Annotated in this window: 18 protein-coding genes and 1 tRNA gene; 5 read left to right on the forward strand and 14 right to left on the reverse strand. The window is 67.3% G+C overall.

The genetic code is table 11. From position 1 onward, the window contains the following. Positions 1-12 precede the first annotated feature (12 nt). Together FHS00_RS11520 and FHS00_RS11525 are read left to right on the forward strand one after the other, a co-directional pair. Entirely contained in the window at positions 13-1068 is a 1056-nt protein-coding gene (locus FHS00_RS11520) for a LacI family DNA-binding transcriptional regulator (RefSeq protein ID WP_183473478.1), read from the forward strand. Beyond that, the gene (locus FHS00_RS11525; RefSeq protein WP_183473481.1) at positions 1053-2159 is read left to right on the forward strand and encodes an ABC transporter ATP-binding protein; all 1107 of its coding nucleotides are present in this window, start codon (positions 1053-1055) and stop codon (positions 2157-2159) included. The genes FHS00_RS11520 and FHS00_RS11525 overlap by 16 nt, the downstream gene beginning before the upstream one ends. Here FHS00_RS11525 and FHS00_RS11530 read toward each other — a convergent pair. From FHS00_RS11530 to FHS00_RS11540, 3 genes are all read right to left on the reverse strand, one after another. Then, positions 2140-2607 (reverse strand): hypothetical protein, encoded by a 468-nt coding sequence (locus tag FHS00_RS11530; protein WP_183473484.1) that lies wholly within the window; start codon positions 2605-2607, stop codon positions 2140-2142. The genes FHS00_RS11525 and FHS00_RS11530 overlap by 20 nt on opposite strands. A gap of 93 nt (positions 2608-2700) precedes the next feature. Continuing rightward, positions 2701-3363 carry a GntR family transcriptional regulator gene (locus tag FHS00_RS11535; protein ID WP_183473487.1) on the reverse strand — a complete coding sequence of 221 codons (663 nt, stop codon included), beginning with the start codon at positions 3361-3363 and terminating at the stop codon, positions 2701-2703. After that, positions 3360-4070, reverse strand: a complete 711-nt coding sequence (locus FHS00_RS11540; RefSeq protein WP_183473490.1) for a M48 family metallopeptidase — start codon at positions 4068-4070, stop codon at positions 3360-3362. Before FHS00_RS11540 ends, FHS00_RS11535 begins: the two co-directional genes overlap by 4 nt. 148 nt (positions 4071-4218) lie before the next feature. Between FHS00_RS11540 and FHS00_RS11545 the strand changes: the two genes are divergently transcribed. From FHS00_RS11545 to FHS00_RS11555, 3 genes are all read left to right on the forward strand, one after another. Beyond that, positions 4219-4554, forward strand: a complete 336-nt coding sequence (locus tag FHS00_RS11545) for a TIGR02300 family protein (RefSeq protein WP_183473493.1) — start codon at positions 4219-4221, stop codon at positions 4552-4554. A 112-nt stretch (positions 4555-4666) separates the two neighbouring features. After that, positions 4667-4742 (forward strand) — tRNA-Ala (locus FHS00_RS11550). Positions 4743-5031: 289 nt separating this feature from the next. Beyond that, positions 5032-6081, forward strand: coding sequence for a CAP domain-containing protein (locus FHS00_RS11555; RefSeq protein WP_183473496.1), 1050 nt, complete (start codon positions 5032-5034; stop codon positions 6079-6081). A gap of 79 nt (positions 6082-6160) precedes the next feature. Here FHS00_RS11555 and lpdA read toward each other — a convergent pair whose 3' ends face one another. From lpdA to FHS00_RS11610, 11 genes are all read right to left on the reverse strand, one after another. Beyond that, positions 6161-7549 carry a dihydrolipoyl dehydrogenase gene (lpdA, locus tag FHS00_RS11560; protein WP_183473498.1) on the reverse strand — a complete coding sequence of 463 codons (1389 nt, stop codon included), beginning with the start codon at positions 7547-7549 and terminating at the stop codon, positions 6161-6163. Positions 7550-7568: 19 nt separating this feature from the next. Then, positions 7569-7982: an MAPEG family protein gene (locus FHS00_RS11565; protein WP_183473501.1), complete on the reverse strand. Its 414-nt coding sequence runs from the start codon at positions 7980-7982 to the stop codon at positions 7569-7571. A gap of 16 nt (positions 7983-7998) precedes the next feature. Continuing rightward, positions 7999-8385, reverse strand: a complete 387-nt coding sequence (locus tag FHS00_RS11570) for an MAPEG family protein (RefSeq protein WP_183473503.1) — start codon at positions 8383-8385, stop codon at positions 7999-8001. 83 nt (positions 8386-8468) lie between these two features. Further along, positions 8469-8711 (reverse strand): hypothetical protein, encoded by a 243-nt coding sequence (locus FHS00_RS11575; RefSeq protein WP_183473506.1) that lies wholly within the window; start codon positions 8709-8711, stop codon positions 8469-8471. A 57-nt stretch (positions 8712-8768) separates the two neighbouring features. Then, positions 8769-10013: a 2-oxoglutarate dehydrogenase complex dihydrolipoyllysine-residue succinyltransferase gene (gene odhB, locus FHS00_RS11580; protein ID WP_183473509.1), complete on the reverse strand. Its 1245-nt coding sequence runs from the start codon at positions 10011-10013 to the stop codon at positions 8769-8771. A 2-nt stretch (positions 10014-10015) separates the two neighbouring features. Further along, the gene (locus FHS00_RS11585) at positions 10016-12979 is read right to left on the reverse strand and encodes a 2-oxoglutarate dehydrogenase E1 component (protein WP_183473512.1); all 2964 of its coding nucleotides are present in this window, start codon (positions 12977-12979) and stop codon (positions 10016-10018) included. Positions 12980-13088: 109 nt separating this feature from the next. Further along, positions 13089-13970: a succinate--CoA ligase subunit alpha gene (gene sucD, locus FHS00_RS11590; protein ID WP_183473515.1), complete on the reverse strand. Its 882-nt coding sequence runs from the start codon at positions 13968-13970 to the stop codon at positions 13089-13091. A 5-nt stretch (positions 13971-13975) separates the two neighbouring features. After that, complete coding sequence (gene sucC, locus FHS00_RS11595) at positions 13976-15169, reverse strand: ADP-forming succinate--CoA ligase subunit beta (protein ID WP_183473518.1); 1194 nt, start codon at positions 15167-15169, stop codon at positions 13976-13978. 248 nt (positions 15170-15417) lie between these two features. Continuing rightward, positions 15418-16380, reverse strand: a complete 963-nt coding sequence (gene mdh / locus FHS00_RS11600; RefSeq protein ID WP_183473521.1) for a malate dehydrogenase — start codon at positions 16378-16380, stop codon at positions 15418-15420. 162 nt (positions 16381-16542) lie between these two features. Further along, complete coding sequence (locus tag FHS00_RS11605; protein ID WP_221188804.1) at positions 16543-17772, reverse strand: PRC-barrel domain-containing protein; 1230 nt, start codon at positions 17770-17772, stop codon at positions 16543-16545. A gap of 182 nt (positions 17773-17954) precedes the next feature. After that, complete coding sequence (locus FHS00_RS11610) at positions 17955-18260, reverse strand: hypothetical protein (RefSeq protein WP_183473527.1); 306 nt, start codon at positions 18258-18260, stop codon at positions 17955-17957. Positions 18261-18368 lie beyond the last annotated feature (108 nt).

The raw sequence follows: 18368 nt of genomic DNA on the forward strand, positions 1-18368 counted from the left end.
AGGGGTCGCGGCATGGCGACTCTCAAGGATATCTCTGCCGAGCTCGGCCTTTCGGTCGCGACGGTCAGCCGGGCGCTCAACGGGTTTCCCGAGGTGGGCGCCAAGACCCGTGCCCGGGTGCAGGAGGCGGCGGCGCGGCTGGGTTACCGGCCCAACCGCTCGGCGCAGCGCTTGGCAACCGGCCGTTCCGGCGTTGTCGGCATGATCGTCAAGCTGCGCGCCGACATGTCGGCCGACCAGACCTTCTTCGACGTGCTGACGACCCTCACCGCCGAGCTGGCCGCATGCGACCTCGATCTCGTGCTCTCGGTCGATCAGGGCAGCGACCCGACCGCGCCCTATGCGCGGATGCTCGAGCGCGACCTGCTCGACGGCTTCGTGCTCAACGCGCCGGTGCCGGATGATCCACGCCCCAGCTTCCTGCGCTCGCGCGGCGTGCCCTTCGTGATGCATGGCCAGGCCCATGACGCGCCGGACTACGCCTTCTTCGGCATCGACAACCGCGCGGTCAGCGCCGACGCGGTCGCGCTCCTGACCGATCTGGGCCATGCCCGGATCGCTCTGGTCAATGGCGAGGCGCGCTTCGCCTTCGCCGGGGATCGCGAGGCCGGATTTCGGGCCGCCATGGCGGCGGCAGGGCTGGCCGTCCCGGATGGTTTCGTCCAGGGCGGCGCGCCGACCGAAAGCACCGGCTACACCATGGCGCTGGCCTGGCTGGCGGGGCGGGCCGGACCGCGCCCGACGGCGATCCTGTGCGCCACCACCGCGATGGCGCAGGGGGTGCTGCGCGCCGCGCGCGATCTGCGCCTGTCGGTGCCGGGCGACCTGTCGGTGATCGCGCATGACGACGCGCTGCCCGGGATCGGTCCGGCGCATTTCACGCCGCCGCTCACCGTCACCCATGCGCCGATGCGCGATGCCTGCGCGCCGCTCGCCCGGATGCTGATCGACCACCTCAACGGCGCCGATCCGGCGCGACTGCAAACCGTGATCCGGGCCGGGCTGATCGTCCGCGCCTCGACCGGGCCCGTCCCGAAGGGAGAGGAGAGACCATGGCAGACCCCGTGACCAGCGTCCTGCGTGCCGAGCGGCTCAAGAAGAGCTACGGCGCCGTCGAGGTGCTGCACGCGATCGACATCGACATGAAGCCGGGCGAGTTCCTCGTCCTCGTCGGCCCGTCGGGCTGCGGCAAGTCCACGCTGCTGAACTGCATCGCCGGGCTCGAGGAGATCTCGGGCGGGGTGCTGGAGATCGGCGGCCGTGACGTCACCAACGAGCCGCCCAAGGACCGCGACATCGCGATGGTGTTCCAGTCCTACGCGCTCTACCCGACCATGAACGTGGCCGAGAACATCGGCTTCGGCATGAAGGTACGCAAGGTCCCCAAGGCCGAGGCGCAGCGCAAGATCGAGCAGGTCGCGAAGCTTCTGCAGATCGACCACCTGCTCGACCGCAAGCCGTCGCAGCTCTCTGGCGGTCAGCGCCAGCGCGTCGCGATGGGCCGGGCGCTGGTGCGCGATCCCAAGCTGTTCCTGTTCGACGAGCCGCTGTCGAACCTCGACGCCAAGCTGCGGGTCGAGATGCGTGCCGAGATCAAGCGGATCCACAAGACGACCCATGCCTCGATCGTGTATGTCACCCACGACCAGATCGAGGCGATGACGCTGGCCACCCGGATCGTCGTGCTGAAGGGCGGGGTGGTGCAGCAGATCGGCACGCCGCAGGAGATCTACGACACCCCCGCCAACACTTTCGTCGCCGACTTCATGGGCTCGCCGCCGATGAACCTCGTCCCGGCCCGGGTGACGCCGGAGGGGCTCGACATCGACGGCACGCCGCTTTCCATGGGGCCCGGCTGGGACGCCGCTGCGCTGCCTGCGCGGGTGACGCTCGGCATCCGGCCCGAGCATCTGTCCCGCGCGGCCGGCGCGGCCGATCTCGTGGTGGCGCCCAAGCTGATCGAGAACACCGGTGCCGAAGCCTATGTGAGCTTCGAGCTTGGCGGCGAGACGATCACCGCGCGGCTGCCGGGCCGCATCCCCGAGGGCGCGACCGAACATGTCGATCTGGCCTTGGCGCGCGACGGGCTGTGCCTGTTCGACATCGAAACCGGCCGTCGGATCGAGCGCGCACCTGCGCTCAGTGCAGCCGTCGGCTGATCCCGGCGCGGCGCAGGCCGAGGCCGAGCGCCTCGGCCAGATGCGCCGCATCGAAGGCGGCGTCGACCCGCAGGAAGGCCAGCGCCAGCATCAGCGCCTCCTCATGCGCGGCCTCGGCGCCGTGACCCACCAGCCGCGCGAACCACGCCTCGTCGGCGCCGAGGCAGGCGCATTCGGCGGCGTGGCGCATCAGCGGACGGCGCCCATGCGTCCCGCACAGCCGGGCCAGCGCGTCGAGCGCCTGCGCTGCCGCCTCGGCCGGGCCGGGGTCGAGATCGGGCGTCAGTCGCGCCGCGACCGAGGCGCGGCCGGCATCGCACCACAGCCGCAGCAGGCGGACGGCGCGTGCCTCGATCGGGGACAGGTCGTCGATCCGGCCGACCGGCGCACCGCCCTGCGGCGGGCGCGGCGTGCCGTCGTGGAAGTCATCGGGAAAGTCGCGGGGCATGGCGCACCTCGGTGGTCCAGCATCTCCGGCTTGCGACGCGCGGCTGTGCGTCGTGGCTGACCTATTCCTGACTATAATAGTTTGGTATGTCAATCACCCCTTGAGCAGCCGCAGCCCCTGGGTGACGTCGGTCCGCACTGCCAGCCGCAGCCCCGGCTCGTCCCCGGCCCGCAACGCGGCGAGGATCAGCTTGTGATGATAGGGCGGCTCGGTCCGCCGCAGCCGCCCGTAAAGCGCCCGCATGGTGGGGCCGAGCTGCAGCCACACCGTTTCCGTCATGGCGAGGATCGCGGGCGACTGGGCGCGCAGGTAGAGCGTGCGGTGAAACTCGAGATTCATGCGGATGTATCCGGTGGCGTCGTGCCGCGCGACCATCTGGCTGACCCCGGCATTGATCGCCTCGAGCCGGTCGATCAGCGCGAAATGCGCGCGGGGCAGGGCGCGGGAGGCCAGCTCCGGCTCGAGCATGGCCCGCAGGCTGGCGAGTTCCTCGATCCGCTCGTTGGTGAGGGCCGGTGTCGCCACCCGGCCCGATGAGGACAGCGTCAGCGCCCCTTCGGCCACCAGCCGCCGCACGGCTTCGCGCGCGGGGGTCATGGAGACGCCGAACAGCTTGCCGATGCCGCGCAGCGTCAGCGATTCGCCCGGCCCCAGCTCGCCATGCATGATCCGGGTGCGCAGCGCCCGGTAGACCCGGTCATGCGCCGCGCCGGTCGGATCGGGAATGCGCGGCGTGGCAGTGGCGGGCGGGATCACGAGGCGGCCTCCGTCATCGGCGCGAAGTCGATTCGCTGCAGCGCGTCGCCGTTCCGGCGCAGCCAATCCCGCGCGGCGCGGTGATCGGGATAGAGCCGCTCGCAGACCGCCCAGAAGGCGGCGGAGTGGTTCATCTCGGCCAGATGCGCGACCTCGTGCGCGGCGACGTAGTCGCCGATCGCGGGGGGTGCCATCACCAGGCGCCAGGACAGCATGATGTCCCCCGTGGAACTGCACGAGCCCCAGCGCGAGCGGGTGTCGCGCAGGGAGAGCCTGCCCACCCGCCGGCCCAATGCGGCGGCGTGGCGATCCACCGCCTCGGCCAGCACGTCACGCGCGCGAGCCTTGAGAAAGGCCATGGCGCGGGCCGGTGCGCGATCCGGGTCGCCGGGCAGCAGCAGCGCGCCGTCTTCGAGCCGTGGCGCCCGCACCGGGCCGGGGCGCAGCGCGATCTCGCGGCCGAGATAGGGGATCGTGCCGCCGAGCTGGACGGGGCGCGGCGGCGCCACCCGGTCAAGATGCCCGCGCACCCAATCCTCGCGCGCGCGCAGAAAGGCCAGCCCCTCGCGCTCGGGCGTGCGCCGGGGCAGGGTGAGCGTGACGCGCCCGTCGCGGTGCGACACGCGCAGCGTGATCCGCCGCGCCCGGTCCGACCGCCTGAGCGCCACCGTCAGGGGCGGGTCGCCCGGCAGCACATGTTCGCCCATATCGCCCGTGCCTCTCCCTGCCCAAAGGCTTTGACAGCCTGCCGTGCTTATGGCAGGGGAGCGCGATCCGCCGCAAGGCCGAGGCGCTTTTCGCGCCCGGGCCAGCGCGTCCGCCGATCATCGCCGCACGGAACTGGAAGGACAGCCCATGCCGAAGGAAGAATGGGGAACCAAGCGCATCTGCCCGACCACGGGCAAGCGCTTTTACGACCTGAACGCCAACCCGATCGTCAGCCCCTATACGGGTCAGGTCGTGACGCTCGATACCGGCAAGAACCGCACCATGGTGGCGGATGCCGAGGATGGGCAGACCAAGAAGATGAAGAAGTCCTCGGAGGATGACGAGGAGCTGCTGCTCGACGACGACGACGAGGACGAGAGCGACGACGTCGATCTCGGCGATGACGTGCTCGACGACGACGACGACAGCGACGACGTCTCGCTCGACGAACTGGCCGACGTGCCCGCCGAGGACGACGAGTAAAAGTTTTTCGGCCCGGGCGCGTGTTTTCCGCTTGCACCCGCCCGGCCCCACCCTTAGAGAGCGGCACACGGGCAGCGACGCTGACCGACACGGTGGAAACGCCGGACATGATGGGGCCTTAGCTCAGCTGGGAGAGCGCTTGCATGGCATGCAAGAGGTCAGGGGTTCGATCCCCCTAGGCTCCACCATCACTCTCACATGAGAATCGAACGATAGAATCGCCGCGGTGAACCGTGGCCGTTTCGATCGAAACCAGCCCGCCCGCGATGCCTCGCGTCGGCGGCTTTTTGCGTGCGTGCTTGTTCGAAATGCGGTCAGCCTTTCGCGACCGCAGCATCGGCGGAACCCGGCCAGACCTTTGGACAAGGCGCGGCACCAAGGCGCCTGATCCGGCGCGAACCGGCGGCGGCCATTCGACTCCCCGAATGGAGCGATTAGATCGGCGTCACGTTAACCTAACTAGGATGATCGGATCACATGTCCATCGCGAACGACCTCGAGCGCCAGATGCTCGACCTCATCAACGAGGAACGCGCCGCGCGCGGTCTGAATCCCCTGAAGCTCGAACTGAACCTGAACCAGTCGAGCGAGGATCACAGCAGCTGGATGCTGCAAACCGGCACCTTCTCCCATACCGGTGTCGGTGGCTCGTCCTCCCGTGACCGGATGGCCGACGCCGATTTCGATTTTTCCGGCCGTTGGACCTCGGCTGAGAACATCGCCTGGCAGAGCCAGCGCGGTGCCCCGGGTCTGTCCGACGATGTCGTCGACCTGCACAACTCGCTGATGAACAGCCCGGGCCACCGGGCCAACATCCTCAACCCCAACCATGAAGTGATCGGCATCGGCATCGAGGTCGGCAAGTTCCGCGGCTATGACAGCGTCATGGTCACCCAGAACTTCGCCAGCACCGATGGCACCGTCGATCTCGACCGCGGCGCGACCACGCCGGCCGCCCCGGCCCAGGTCGAAGAGACCCCGGTCCAGCAGCCGGTCGAGGACACCCCCGTCCAGAAGGCTCCGGTCGAGGAGGCTCCCGTCCAGAAGGCTCCCGTCCAGGAGACCCCGGAAGAGACCGCGCCCGTCACCAAGCCGGCCGTCGAGGACACCCCGGTCGTGGAAGCGCCCGTGGCCAAGCCGACCGTCGAAGAGACCCCCGACCAGGAGACCCCGGTCGCCAAGGCGCCGGTGATCGAGACGCCCGAAGTCGTCGAGACCACCGCCGTCGAGGAAGGCCGCAACTGGTCGCGCTTCTTCGACGACAACTTCAAGTGGAACGTGTCGATCAAGACGCGTCACAACGACCGTGTCGAGACCGTCGAGAAGTCCGGCGACTCTGTCGACGGTTTCAACTTCAAGACCAGCTGGGGCGAGCGCGCCAACGACTGGGACAACATGTTCGACACCTTCGACTGGGGCCGCAAGAGCCGCGACACGAAGACCGAAGTGGCGGTGTCGGATGACGATGCCGGGCAGGACACCTTCGCGTTCGCCTTTGCCGGCTTCGACGACTGGTTCCACGGCTAAGGCTGGCGAACCACCGCTAGAAACGCACATGGCCGCGCCCTCGGGCGCGGCCATGTCGCTTTTTGGGGCAGGGGCCGGGTCAGGCGTGGATCGCGCCGTCGCCCAGCGCCAGAGCCGCCTCGCGCACGCCCTCCGAATAGGTCGGGTGGGCATGGCAGGTGCGGGCGAGATCCTCGGCCGCCGCGCCGAACTCCATCGCCACGCAGACCTCGTGGATCAGGTCGCCGGCCATCGGGCCGATGATGTGCGCGCCGAGGATGCGGTCGGTCTCCTTGTCGGCGAGGATCTTCACGAAGCCCTCGGCCGAGAAGTTGGCCTTGGCCCGCGCGTTGCCCATGAACGGGAACTTGCCGACCTTGTAGGCGCGGCCCTCTTCCTTGAGCTGCTCCTCGGTCTTGCCGACGGTCGCCACCTCGGGATGGGTGTAGACCACGCCCGGGATAACCTCGTAGTTCACGTGGCCCTTCTGACCGGCGAGGATCTCGGCGATCGCCACGCCCTCGTCCTCGGCCTTGTGCGCGAGCATCAGGCCCGGCACCGCGTCACCGATCGCGTAGACGCCGTCGACGCTGGTCTTGAAGTGATCGTCGATCTTGATCTGGCCGCGATCGGTCATCTCGACGCCGAGCTCCTTCAGACCCAGCCCCTCGACATAGGGCTTCCGACCAGTCGCCACGAGCACGCAATCTGCCTCGAGGCTCTGCTCGCTGTCATCCTTGCGGCTCTTCCAGGTGACGGTGGCCTTGTCGCCCTTGACCGTAACGCCCTGCACCGCCGAGCCGAGCACGAATTTCAGGCCCTGCTTGGTCAGGATCTTCTGGAAGTTGCGGGCGATCTCGGCGTCCATGCCGGGGGTGATCGCGTCGAGATACTCGACCACGGTGACCTCGGTGCCGAGGCGGCGATAGACCGAGCCCAGCTCGAGCCCGATGACGCCGGCACCGATCACCACCATCTTCTCGGGAATGCGGCCCAGCTCCAGCGCGCCGGTGGAATCGACGACGATTTCGTTGTCGATCTCCACATTGGGGATCGAGGAGGGGACGGAGCCGGACGCGATCACGATGTGCTTGGCCTCGTGGACCTCGTCGCCGACCTTGACCTTGCCCTTCTCGGGGATCGAGCCCCAGCCCTTGAGCCAGTCGATCTTGTTCTTCTTGAACAGGAACTCGATGCCGCCGGTGTTCTGGCCGACGCTGTCGCGCTTGTAGGCGAGCATCTGGTCCCAATCGACCGTCGGCGTTTCGGCCTTCAAGCCCATCTTGGCGAAGTTGTGCTCGGCCTCGTGCAGCGCGTGGGTGGCGTGCAGCAGCGCCTTGGAGGGGATGCAGCCCACGTTGAGGCAGGTGCCGCCCAGCGTCTCGCGCCCTTCGACCACCGCGGTCTTGAGGCCGAGCTGGGCCGCCTTGATGGCGCAGACATAGCCGCCGGGGCCGGCGCCGATAACGATGAGATCGTAGGATGCCATGGAAAACTCCTGTGGGGTGTCAGACGAGGGCGAGGCCGATCATGGCGATGGTGGCGAGAAAGCCCACCAGCCAGATCAGCGATCGCCAGGGCCGGAGCCCGAAATAATAGGCCGGCACGTAGAGGATGCGCGCCGCGAGATAGGTCCAGGCGAACACCGCCGAAAGACCGGTGGTCTTGTCGCCGAGGATCAGCACGACGACGGCGAGGGTGAAGAGGATCAGCCCCTCGAAATGGTTGTTCAGCGCCCGGTAGAGCCGCCCGGTGCGGGGGCTGGCCAGCGATTCCAGCGTCCCGCCGAGCCGCTGCGGATCGCGCGGAGAGAGGGTCTTCGCGAAACCCAGCTCGCGATTGGCGCGCACCGACAGCCAGGCGTATTGCAGCGCCTGCAAGAGCCCCGCCAGAGCCAGGACCTGCAATTCGGGGGCCGTCATCGCGGCCCTCGGGGATCTAGAGCGCTGCGATGTAGAGATAGAGCGTCGCGATGAAGCCCAGGCCCCAGACCGCAGTGCGCGCCCAGGGGATGCCGGCGGGGTAGAGCAGGGCATAGGCCAACCGCGCGATCAGGAAGACCTGCGCCGCCAGAAGCGTGCCGCCGCCGAAGCCCTCGCGCGCCGCGAGGATCAGTACTGCAGGGGCGAAGAGCGCCATCGCCGTGACCGAATTGGCCACGCAGCGTTCCATCCGGCCGGCGGTGCCGGTCAGCCGGGGCATGTCGTCGCGCGGCCGCGCCAGCATCGGCAGGCCGACCTGCGAAATGGCGAAGAGCACTTGGATGACGATCAATATGATCACCAAGAGCCCGTAGAGCGCCAGAATATCCAGTTCGTGTGACATGAGACCCCTCCCGCAACCGGTATGCACGCGGCGAGTGTAGCACGATCACGCGCGGCCGGTGGTCGGAGGGGGAGGGGCTCATTTCAGGCAGTCTCGAGAAAGGTGCAGGTCATGGCGCCGCCAAAGCCCTGCTCCTTGGCGATCCAGGCCTCGGCGCGCTTGCGGTCGTTGACCTTGAACAGCACCAGCACGGTAGAGCCGTGATCGGCGTCGCGCCAGATCTGAAGCTGGCTGAGACCGGCCTGCATCCGCTCCTCGTAATCACCGTCGAAGGCGGTCTTCCAGGAGGCGTAGTCGGGGGTGTCGATCTGGCAGAGCATCTGCATGGCGCGGACCTTTGTTGCAAAGCGGGGCCAGGCTCAACGCCCGGCCCCCTCACATGTTCACAGATCCATCAGCAGCCGGCGCGGATCCTCGAGCGCTTCCTTGACGCGCACGAGGAAGGTCACGGCGCCCTTGCCGTCGACGATGCGGTGATCGTAGCTCAGCGCGAGGTACATCATCGGCCGGATCTCCACCTTGCCGTTGATCGCCATCGGGCGGTCCTGGATCTTGTGCATGCCGAGGATGCCCGACTGCGGGGGGTTGAGGATCGGCGAGGACATCAGCGAGCCGTAGACGCCACCGTTCGAGATGGTGAAGGAGCCGCCCTGCATGTCGGCCATCGACAGCTTGCCGTCGCGCGCCTTCACACCCAGCTCGGAGATGGTCTTCTCGATCTCGGCAAAGCCCATCTGGTCGGCGTTGCGCACCACCGGCACCACGAGGCCGGTGGGGGTGCCCACCGCGATGCCCATGTGGACGTAGTTCTTGTAGACCACGTGATCGCCGTCGATCTCGGCGTTGACGTCCGGCACTTCCTTGAGGGCGTGCACGCAGGCCTTGGTGAAGAAGGACATGAAGCCGAGCTTCACGCCGTGCTTCTTCTCGAACAGGCCCTTATACTCGTTGCGTAGTTCCATGACCGCGGTCATGTCCACCTCGTTGTAGGTGGTCAGCATCGCGGCGGTGTTCTGCGCCTCCTTGAGGCGACGGGCGATGGTCTGGCGCAGGCGGGTCATCTTGACCCGCTCCTCGCGGTCGGCGTCGTCCGACGAGACCGGGCCGCGCGCGGCGGGCTTGGAGGTCTCGGCCGCCTTCGGGGCGTTGAGCGCCTTGAGCACGTCTTCCTTCATGACCCGGCCATCCTTGCCGGAGCCCTTCACGTCGCCGGGCTTGAGGTCGTTCTCGGCCATCAGCTTCTTGGCCGAGGGCGCATCCTCGGTGTCGCCCTTGGCATCGCCCTTCTCGGCCGGCTCGCCGGCGGGCTCGCCGGAGACGTTGCTCGCGGCCTGCTGCTCCTTGGGGCCGTCCTCGGCCGGGGCTTCGGGCGCGGATTTGGCGGGCGCGTCGCCCTCGCTCACCTGGGCCAGCAGCGCGTCGACGCCGACGGTGTCGCCCTCGTTGGCGACGATCTCGGACAGGGTGCCGGCGACCGGCGAGGGAACCTCGACGGTCACCTTGTCGGTTTCGAGCTCGCACAGCATCTCGTCCACCGCCACGGCGTCGCCCGGCTTCTTGAACCAGGTGGCGACGGTCGCTTCGGTGACGCTCTCGCCCAGGGTGGGGACGCGGACTTCGGTGCTCATTCTCAGTTTCCTTCGATGCTCAGCGCTTCGTTCACCAGCGCTTCCTGTTGGGCCTTGTGCTGGCTGGCGAGGCCGGTCGCGGGCGAGGCGCTCGCGTGGCGGCCGACGTAACGGGGGCGCTTATGCGCGGCGTCGATCCGGCTCAGCACCCATTCGATGTTGGGCTCGATGAAGCTCCAGGCCCCCTGGTTCTTGGGCTCTTCCTGGCACCAGATCATCTCGGCGCCCTTGAAGCGCTCCAGCTCCTTGACCAGCGACAGCGCCGGGAAGGGATAGAACTGCTCGATCCGCATCAGGTAGACGTCGTCGAGCCCGCGCGCGTCGCGCTCCTCGAGCAGGTCGTAATAGACCTTGCCCGAGCACATCACCACGCGCTTGATCTCGGAGTCGGGCTTGAGCTGCGTGTCCGAATGACCCTTCTCGGCGTCGTCCCACAGCACCCGGTGGAAGGACGAGCCGGTGACGAAGTCCTCGGCGTCCGAGACCGCCATCTTGTGACGCAGCAGCGATTTCGGCGTCATCAGCACCAGCGGCTTGCGGAAGGTGCGGTGCAGCTGCCGGCGCAGGATGTGGAAGTAGTTCGCCGGGGTCGAGCAGTTCGCCACGATCCAGTTGTCGCCGCCGCACATCTGCAGGAAGCGCTCGAGCCGTGCCGAGGAGTGCTCGGGGCCCTGGCCCTCATAGCCATGCGGCAGCAGCATCACGAGGCCCGACATGCGCAGCCACTTCGACTCGCCCGAGGAGATGAACTGGTCGAACATGATCTGCGCGCCGTTGGCGAAGTCGCCGAACTGCGCCTCCCACATCACCAGCGCGTTGGGCTCGGCGAGCGAGTAGCCGTATTCGAAGCCCAGCACCGCGTATTCCGAGAGCATCGAGTCGATGACCTCGTAGCGGGCCTGACCCTCGCGGATGTTGTTGAGCGGGTAGTAGCGCTCCTCGTTCTCCTGGTTGATGAAGGCCGAGTGGCGCTGGCTGAAGGTGCCGCGCGTGCTATCCTGGCCCGAGAGCCGGACCGGGTAGCCTTCGGTCAGCAGCGAGCCGAAGGCCAGTGCCTCGGCGGTGGCCCAGTCGAAGCCCTTGCCGCTCTCGAACATCTGGCCCTTCGCCTCGAGCAGGCGCGAGACGGTGCGGTGCAGCGGGAAACCCTCGGGCGCGCGGGTGAGGGCGCGACCGATCTCGGTCATGGTCTTCTCGTCGATCGCGGTCTGGCCGCGCTGGTAGCTCTCGTGGTCGCGCCGGTCGAGATGGCTCCAGCGCCCGTCGAGCCAGTCGGCCTTGTTCGGGCGGTAGGACTTGCCGGCCTCGAACTCCTCACCCAGCAGCGCCTGGAACTGCGCCTTCATGTCCTCGATCTCGCCCTCGGGGATCAGCCCGTCCTTGACGAGCCGCTCGGTGTAGAGCGTGAGCGTGGTCTTCTGGCTCTTGATCTTCTTGTACATCACCGGGTTGGTGAACATGGGCTCGTCGCCCTCGTTGTGACCGAACCGGCGGTAGCAGAAGATGTCGATGACGACGTCCTTGTGGAACTTCTGCCGGAACTCGGTCGCCACCTTGGCGGCGTGCACCACCGCCTCCGGGTCGTCGCCGTTGACGTGGAAGATCGGCGCCTCGACCATCAGCGCGATGTCGGTCGGGTAGGGCGAGGAGCGCGAGAAGTGCGGCGCGGTGGTGAAGCCGATCTGGTTGTTCACCACGATGTGGATCGTGCCGCCGGTGCGGTGGCCGACGAGGCCCGACAGGCCGAAGCCCTCGGCCACGACGCCCTGGCCCGCGAAGGCCGCGTCGCCATGCAGCAGCACCGGGATCACCTGGGTGCGGTCCTGGTCGCCGAGCTGGCTCTGCTTGGCGCGCGCCTTGCCGAGCACGACCGGGTTCACCGCCTCGAGGTGGCTGGGGTTGGCGGTCAGCGACAGGTGGACCTTGTTGCCGTCGAACTCGCGGTCCGAAGAAGCGCCGAGGTGGTATTTCACGTCGCCGGAGCCGTCCACTTCCTCGGGCTTGAAGCTGCCGCCCTGGAATTCGTGGAAGATCGCCCGGTAGGGCTTCTGCATGACGTTGGCGAGCACCGAGAGGCGGCCGCGATGCGGCATGCCGATCACGATGTCCTTCACGCCGAGCTGGCCGCCGCGCTTGATGATCTGCTCCATCGCCGGGATCAGCGCCTCGCCGCCGTCGAGGCCGAAGCGCTTGGTGCCCATGTACTTGACGTGCAGGAACTTCTCGAAGCCCTCGGCCTCGACCAGCTTGTTGAGGATCGCCTTGCGGCCTTCCTTGGTGAACTGGATCTCCTTGCCGTAGCCCTCGATCCGCTCCTTGAGCCAGGCCGATTGCTCGGGGTCGGAGATGTGCATGTATTGCAGCGCGAAGGTGCCGCAATAGGTCCGCTTCACCAGCGCCAGGATCTCGTTCATCGTCGCGATCTCGAGGCCGAGCACGTTGTCGATGAAGATCGGCCGGTCCATGTCGGACTTGGTGAAGCCGTAATTCGCCGGATCCAGCTCGGGATGCGGCGTCTGCTCGCGCAAGCCCAGCGGATCGAGATCGGCGGCGAGATGGCCGCGGATCCGGTAGGCGCGGATGATCATCAGCGCGCGGATGCTGTCGAGCACCGCGGCGCGCAGCTGCTCTTCAGAGAGCCCGACGCCCTTCTCGGCGGCCTTGGCGGCGATCTTGTCGCGGGCACCCTTGGCCTCGGCGGCGGCGGGCCACTGCCCGTCGAGCGCGGCGGTCAGGTCGTCATTCGGCTGCATCGGCCAGTCGCGGCGGGCCCAGGAGGGGCCGGCGGCCTCGGCGCGGGCGTCCGAGCCGCTGTCGCCCAGGCTGCGGAAGAACTCCTGCCAGGCCGCGTCGACGCTCGACGGGTTCTCGGCATAGCGCGCGTGCAGATGCTCGATGTAGTCGGCGTTCGCACCCTGCAGGAAGGAGGAGGCGTGGAACACGTCGTTGGGGCTTTGCTCGGTCATGGCAGGATCCTCGATCCGCGGGGCAAGAACGGTGATGCGCCGGGCCCAGATAGGGCGCGCGGCGCGGATGTCAGGGGGGAAGGGGGCGTGCGCCCCCTTCTGATAGGTGTCAGCCGATCGCCTTGAGCACGGCTTCGCCGAGCGAGGCGGGGCTGTCGGCGACCACGATCCCGGCGGATTTCATCGCCTCGATCTTGCTCTCCGCGTCGCCCTGGCCGCCCGACACGATCGCGCCGGCATGGCCCATGCGGCGGCCCGGAGGGGCGGTGCGCCCGGCGATGAAGCCGGCGGTGGGCTTCCAGCGGCCGCGCTTCTTCTCGTCCGCGAGGAACTGCGCCGCTTCTTCCTCGGCGGTGCCGCCGATCTCGCCGATCATGATGATCGACTGGGTCTCGGGGTCGGCGAGGAACATCTCGAGGATGTCGATATGCTCCGAGCCCTTGATCGGGTCGCCGCCGATGCCCACGGCCGTCGACTGGCCGAGGCCCGAATCCGAGGTCTGCTTGACCGCCTCGTAGGTCAGCGTGCCCGAGCGGGACACGACGCCCACCGAGCCGCGCTTGTGGATGTGGCCGGGCATGATGCCGATCTTGCAGGCGTCGGGGGTGATGACACCGGGGCAGTTCGGCCCGATCAGCCGGGTCTTGGAATTGATGAGGGCGCGCTTGACCTTCATCATGTCGAGCACCGGGATGCCTTCGGTGATGCAGATCACCAGCTCCATCTCGGCGTCGATCGCTTCCATGATGGAGTCGGCGGCGAAGGGCGGCGGCACGTAGATCACCGAGGCGTTGGCCTCGGTCTTGGCCTTGGCCTCGTGCACGCTGTCGAAGACCGACAGGTCGAGATGGGTCTGACCACCTTTGCCCGGGGTCACGCCGCCGACCATCTTGGTGCCGTAGGCGATGGCCTGCTCGGTGTGGAAGGTGCCCTGGCTGCCGGTGAGACCTTGGCAGATGACCTTGGTGTTTTCGTCGACGAGAATCGCCATTGCTGTTATCCCTTCACCGCTTTGACGATCTTTTCGGCAGCATCGGACAGGTTGTCCGCCGCGATCACGTCCAGACCGGAATTGTTGATGATCTCCTTGCCCTGATCGACGTTCGTCCCTTCGAGACGCACGACCAGCGGCACCTTCAGACCGACCTCTTTCACGGCCGCGATCACGCCTTCGGCGATGACGTCGCAGCGCATGATGCCGCCGAAGATGTTGACCAGGATGCCTTTGACGTTCTGGTCGGAGGTGATGATCTTGAAGGCCTCGGTGACCTTCTCCTTGGTGGCGCCGCCGCCCACGTCGAGGAAGTTGGCCGGCTCCGCGCCCTTGAGCTTGATGATGTCCATCGTCGCCATGGCGAGGCCCGCGCCGTTGACCATGCAGCCGATCTCGCCGTCGAGCGCGATGTAGTTCAGGTCGTACTTCGAGGCGGCCAGCTCCTTGCTGTCTTCCTCGGTCTCGTCGCGCAGGGCGGCGATGTCGTCGTGGCGGTAGATCGCGTTGCCGTCGAAGCCCATCTTGGCGTCGAGGCACTTCAGATCACCCTTGTCGGTGACGATCAGCGGGTTGATCTCCAGCATCTCCATGTCCTTCTCGACGAAGAGACGGTAGAGCGTGTCCATCAGCTTGACGCACTGCTTGACCTGCTGGCCCTTGAGGCCGAGGGCAAAGGCGATGCGGCGGCCGTGATAGGGCTGGTAGCCGGTGGCCGGATCGACCGAGAAGCTCAGGATCTTCTCGGGCGTGGAGGCGGCGACCTCCTCGATGTCCATGCCGCCCTCGGTCGAGCAGACGAAGGAGATGCGGCTGGTGGCGCGGTCGACCAGCAGCGCGAGATAGAGCTCGGTCTCGATCTCCGAGCCATCCTCGATATAGATGCGGTTGACCTGCTTGCCCGCCGGGCCGGTCTGGTGCGTGACCAGGGTACGGCCGAGCATCTTCTTGGCTTCCTCGGCCGCCTCCTCGACGGACTTGGCGAGACGGACGCCGCCCTTCTCGCCGGCGTCGGCCTCCTTGAAGTGGCCCTTGCCGCGGCCGCCGGCATGGATCTGCGCCTTGACCACCCAGAGCGGGCCGTCGAGTTCGCCTGCCGCTGTCTTCGCCTCTTCGGCGCGCATCACCGGACGTCCGTCGGAGACGGGCGCGCCGTAGCTGCGCAGAAGGGCCTTGGCCTGATATTCGTGGATGTTCATGGACCGGTCCTCGGTTGCCGTGATTTGGCCCCTTCAAGCACAGGCATCGGTACGAAAGAACTGCTTTCGGAGCGGCATCCGAGGAAAAGCGACATATGTGATCACGCAATTTCAAGGCGTGATCACAGAGTGCGAACTGCGACCGGCTGTCGCGGCGGCGCGATTCGATCCTCGTGTCCAAGCCCGTGACATCGTCATGAAAAAGGGCGCCCGAAGGCACCCTTTTCCTCGCATTCCTTCGCCTGCGTTCAGGCGAGGCTGGAGTCGATGCCCTTGCAGGCCTCGACCAGGCCCTTCACGGCCTCGACCGACTTGTCGAACATCGCCTGTTCTTCGCGGTTCATCTTGATGTCGATGACCCGCTCGACGCCGCCGGCGCCGATCACCGTCGGCACGCCGACATACATGCCGTTCAGGCCGAGCGCGCCGTCGACATAGGCGGCGCAGGGCAGCACGCGCTTCTGGTCCTTGAGATAGGCTTCGGCCATCTCGATGGCGCTGGTCGCCGGGGCGTAGAAGGCCGAACCGGTCTTCAGTAGGCCGACGATCTCAGCGCCGCCGTCACGGGTGCGCTGGATGATCGCGTCGAGCTTTTCCTGGGTGGTCCAGCCCATCTGCACCAGGTCGGGCAGGGGGATGCCGCCGACGGTGGAGTAGCGGGCCAGCGGCACCATGGTGTCGCCATGGCCGCCCAGCACGAAGGCGGTGACGTCGCGCATCGAGACGTCGAATTCGAGGCTCAGGAAGTGGCGGAAGCGGGCGCTGTCGAGCACGCCAGCCATGCCGCAGACCTTCTCGTGCGGCAGGCCCGAGAACTCGCGCAGGGCCCAGACCATCGCGTCGAGCGGGTTGGTGATACAGATCACGAAGGCGTCGGGGGCGTGCTTGGCGATGCCTTCGCCGACCGACTTCATGACCTTGAGGTTGATGCCGAGCAGGTCGTCGCGGCTCATGCCGGGCTTGCGCGGCACGCCGGCGGTGACGATGCATACGTCGGCGCCGGCGATGTCGGCATAGTCGTTGGTGCCCTTGAGCACGGCGTCGAAGCCCTCGGCCGGACCGGATTCGGCGATGTCGAGCGCCTTGCCCTGGGGACTGCCTTCGGCGATGTCGAACAGCACGACATCGCCGAGTTCCTTGATCGCGGCGAGATGGGCGAGCGTGCCGCCGATCTGACCGGCGCCGATGAGGGCGATCTTGGGTCTGGCCATGAATGGCTCCTGTCGAGAAATGGTTTGCGAGGCTTTGCCTAAGCCGCGCGGCACCGCGTTGCAAGGCTGTGGCCTGCCACCGGCCGCCGCTTGCACGATGTTTGCGCAAACGAAAGCGGCCGCCCCGGGGAGGGGCGGCCGCGTTGGGGAGAGGATGGGCCGTTACTGCGCGGGCGCGGTCTCGGTCTCCATCTCGGTTTCCATCTCCGCCTCGGTCTCCATCTGCTCCTCGGGCGCCTCGTATTTCGGCAGCGCCTTCAGCTCGTCCTCGGTCGCGCTGATGTAGACACGGATGTCGGAGCCGTCTTCGTTGGTCAGGATCTGCAGATCCTCAAAGTCCACGGCGACCTTCTTCTCGCCGATGCCGAGGAAGCCGCCGACACCGATCACGGCGCGGCTGATCTCACCGGAGTCGGAGGCCACGAGGTCCTCGATCTCGCCGATGTTCTCGTCCTCGACGCCATAGACGGTCGCGCCGGTCAGCTCGTCGGTCGACAGGTCGGAGACGCTGGTGGTGGTGTAGCCTTCGCGCTCGATCTCGGTCATCGCGGTGCCACCGGCAGCGGGAACGGTCTCGCCCTCGGCCATTTCTTCCTGAGCGTCGGACATTTCCTCGGCGGCCTCTTCCTGGCCCTCGGCCATGGCTTCGGCGGCGTCCTCGGTGTCACCCTCGGCCATTTCCTCGGCGGCCTCGGCTTCGCCCTCGGCCATCTCCTCGGCGGCCTCTTCCTGCTCGTCCTGGGCCTCGTCGCTCGGCTCGCCATCGAGGACCTGCTCGACATCCTCGGCGGCGTCGGACATCTCGTCCGACACTTCGGCGGTCACGCTGCCCGGCTCGGCACCGGCCTCGGCTTCGACCTCGGTCTCACCTTCGGCCATGGTCGCGGTGGCGGCAGCGGTCGCGGCGGCGCTGGTCTGCTCGACCATGCCCGGCTCGGCGGCCTCGTCATCGGTCATAGCGCCTTCGACCTTCGCGCGCTCGAAAGCGGGCGCGGCCTCGAGGGCTTCCTGCGACGAGTTCACCACGAGGAAACGCTCGCCATTCTCGTCATCATAGGTGCGGACCTGATCCATGGTGATGGCGACGTCCTTCTCGCCGATCCCGAGGAAGCCGCCGACACCGATGATCACCGCCTGGACGCTGCCGTCCTCGGAGATGATCAGGTCGTTGATCTCGCCGATATCGTCCCATTCCTGCTCTTCGAAGTTGATCATATCGCCATTCTCACCGAGCTCCTGCTCGGAGGAATAGATGCGCATGCCCATCAGGTTGGACGCGTAGAAGTCGTCGGCCGAGACCTCATAGGCACCGGTCGCCATGGCATGGGATTCGGCGTAGGCGGCGGAGCCCATGACGAGCGCCGTCGCAGCAGTGGTAAGAAGCAGTTTCATCTTTCCAGACCTTTGTCCTGAGGCGCAGCCCGGCGCCCGAATGGGACGACGGCGGCCAATATCTGGCAGGAGAACCCGCGTAGTTCGGCTGGGTTGCATGCTTTGGCAAATATTTCTTCCATCCCCGCCATCGGGCGGAATCCTGCGCAGATCAGGCACTTCGGAGAGCCATCGAGCGCTGATCAACTGGCCGGATCGCCCGCGGGTGGCGGCGGGTCGAGCCACTCGAAGGCATGCCCTGCCGCGATCAGGCAGCTGGGCCCGCCGGGGCGGGTCAGCAGCAAGGTCCAGCCGCCGGTATCGTCGCAGGCGAAGATCTCCCTCACCTGCCGGGCACCATCGAGCGCGATGGCCTGTCGATGCTCCCCGAAACGCTCTGCTAGCTCCGCGTCGATCCGGTCATGCGGGGCGCAGCGCGGTGCGGCAGGGGCAGGCAGCGCCCATGCGCAAAGGGGCAGGGCGGCGAGCAGGAATTTGACCGGGGTCATGGCGATCTCCTTCGATAGGGCGGGCCTGAACCATGCAGTCTCCCCGCACCCGCCGAAGATGGTGTTAACGATGCCACCGTTGCGCCGCGCGACCGGGCGCGGCAGGCT

The organism is Limimaricola variabilis, assembly GCF_014195545.1.
GTDB classification, from domain to species: domain Bacteria; phylum Pseudomonadota; class Alphaproteobacteria; order Rhodobacterales; family Rhodobacteraceae; genus Limimaricola; species Limimaricola variabilis.

Coding starts and splice junctions, on each gene's coding strand:
- FHS00_RS11520 (WP_183473478.1), top strand. CDS start 13: ATGGCGACTCTCAAGGATATCTCTGCCGAGCTCGGCCTTTCGGTCGCG.
- FHS00_RS11525 (WP_183473481.1), top strand. CDS start 1,053: ATGGCAGACCCCGTGACCAGCGTCCTGCGTGCCGAGCGGCTCAAGAAG.
- FHS00_RS11530 (WP_183473484.1), bottom strand. CDS start 2,607: ATGCCCCGCGACTTTCCCGATGACTTCCACGACGGCACGCCGCGCCCG.
- FHS00_RS11540 (WP_183473490.1), bottom strand. CDS start 4,070: ATGGGCGAACATGTGCTGCCGGGCGACCCGCCCCTGACGGTGGCGCTC.
- FHS00_RS11545 (WP_183473493.1), top strand. CDS start 4,219: ATGCCGAAGGAAGAATGGGGAACCAAGCGCATCTGCCCGACCACGGGC.
- FHS00_RS11555 (WP_183473496.1), top strand. CDS start 5,032: ATGTCCATCGCGAACGACCTCGAGCGCCAGATGCTCGACCTCATCAAC.
- lpdA (WP_183473498.1), bottom strand. CDS start 7,549: ATGGCATCCTACGATCTCATCGTTATCGGCGCCGGCCCCGGCGGCTAT.
- FHS00_RS11565 (WP_183473501.1), bottom strand. CDS start 7,982: ATGACGGCCCCCGAATTGCAGGTCCTGGCTCTGGCGGGGCTCTTGCAG.
- FHS00_RS11570 (WP_183473503.1), bottom strand. CDS start 8,385: ATGTCACACGAACTGGATATTCTGGCGCTCTACGGGCTCTTGGTGATC.
- FHS00_RS11575 (WP_183473506.1), bottom strand. CDS start 8,711: ATGCAGATGCTCTGCCAGATCGACACCCCCGACTACGCCTCCTGGAAG.
- odhB (WP_183473509.1), bottom strand. CDS start 10,013: ATGAGCACCGAAGTCCGCGTCCCCACCCTGGGCGAGAGCGTCACCGAA.
- FHS00_RS11585 (WP_183473512.1), bottom strand. CDS start 12,979: ATGACCGAGCAAAGCCCCAACGACGTGTTCCACGCCTCCTCCTTCCTG.
- sucD (WP_183473515.1), bottom strand. CDS start 13,970: ATGGCGATTCTCGTCGACGAAAACACCAAGGTCATCTGCCAAGGTCTC.
- sucC (WP_183473518.1), bottom strand. CDS start 15,169: ATGAACATCCACGAATATCAGGCCAAGGCCCTTCTGCGCAGCTACGGC.
- mdh (WP_183473521.1), bottom strand. CDS start 16,380: ATGGCCAGACCCAAGATCGCCCTCATCGGCGCCGGTCAGATCGGCGGC.
- FHS00_RS11605 (WP_221188804.1), bottom strand. CDS start 17,772: ATGAAACTGCTTCTTACCACTGCTGCGACGGCGCTCGTCATGGGCTCC.
- FHS00_RS11610 (WP_183473527.1), bottom strand. CDS start 18,260: ATGACCCCGGTCAAATTCCTGCTCGCCGCCCTGCCCCTTTGCGCATGG.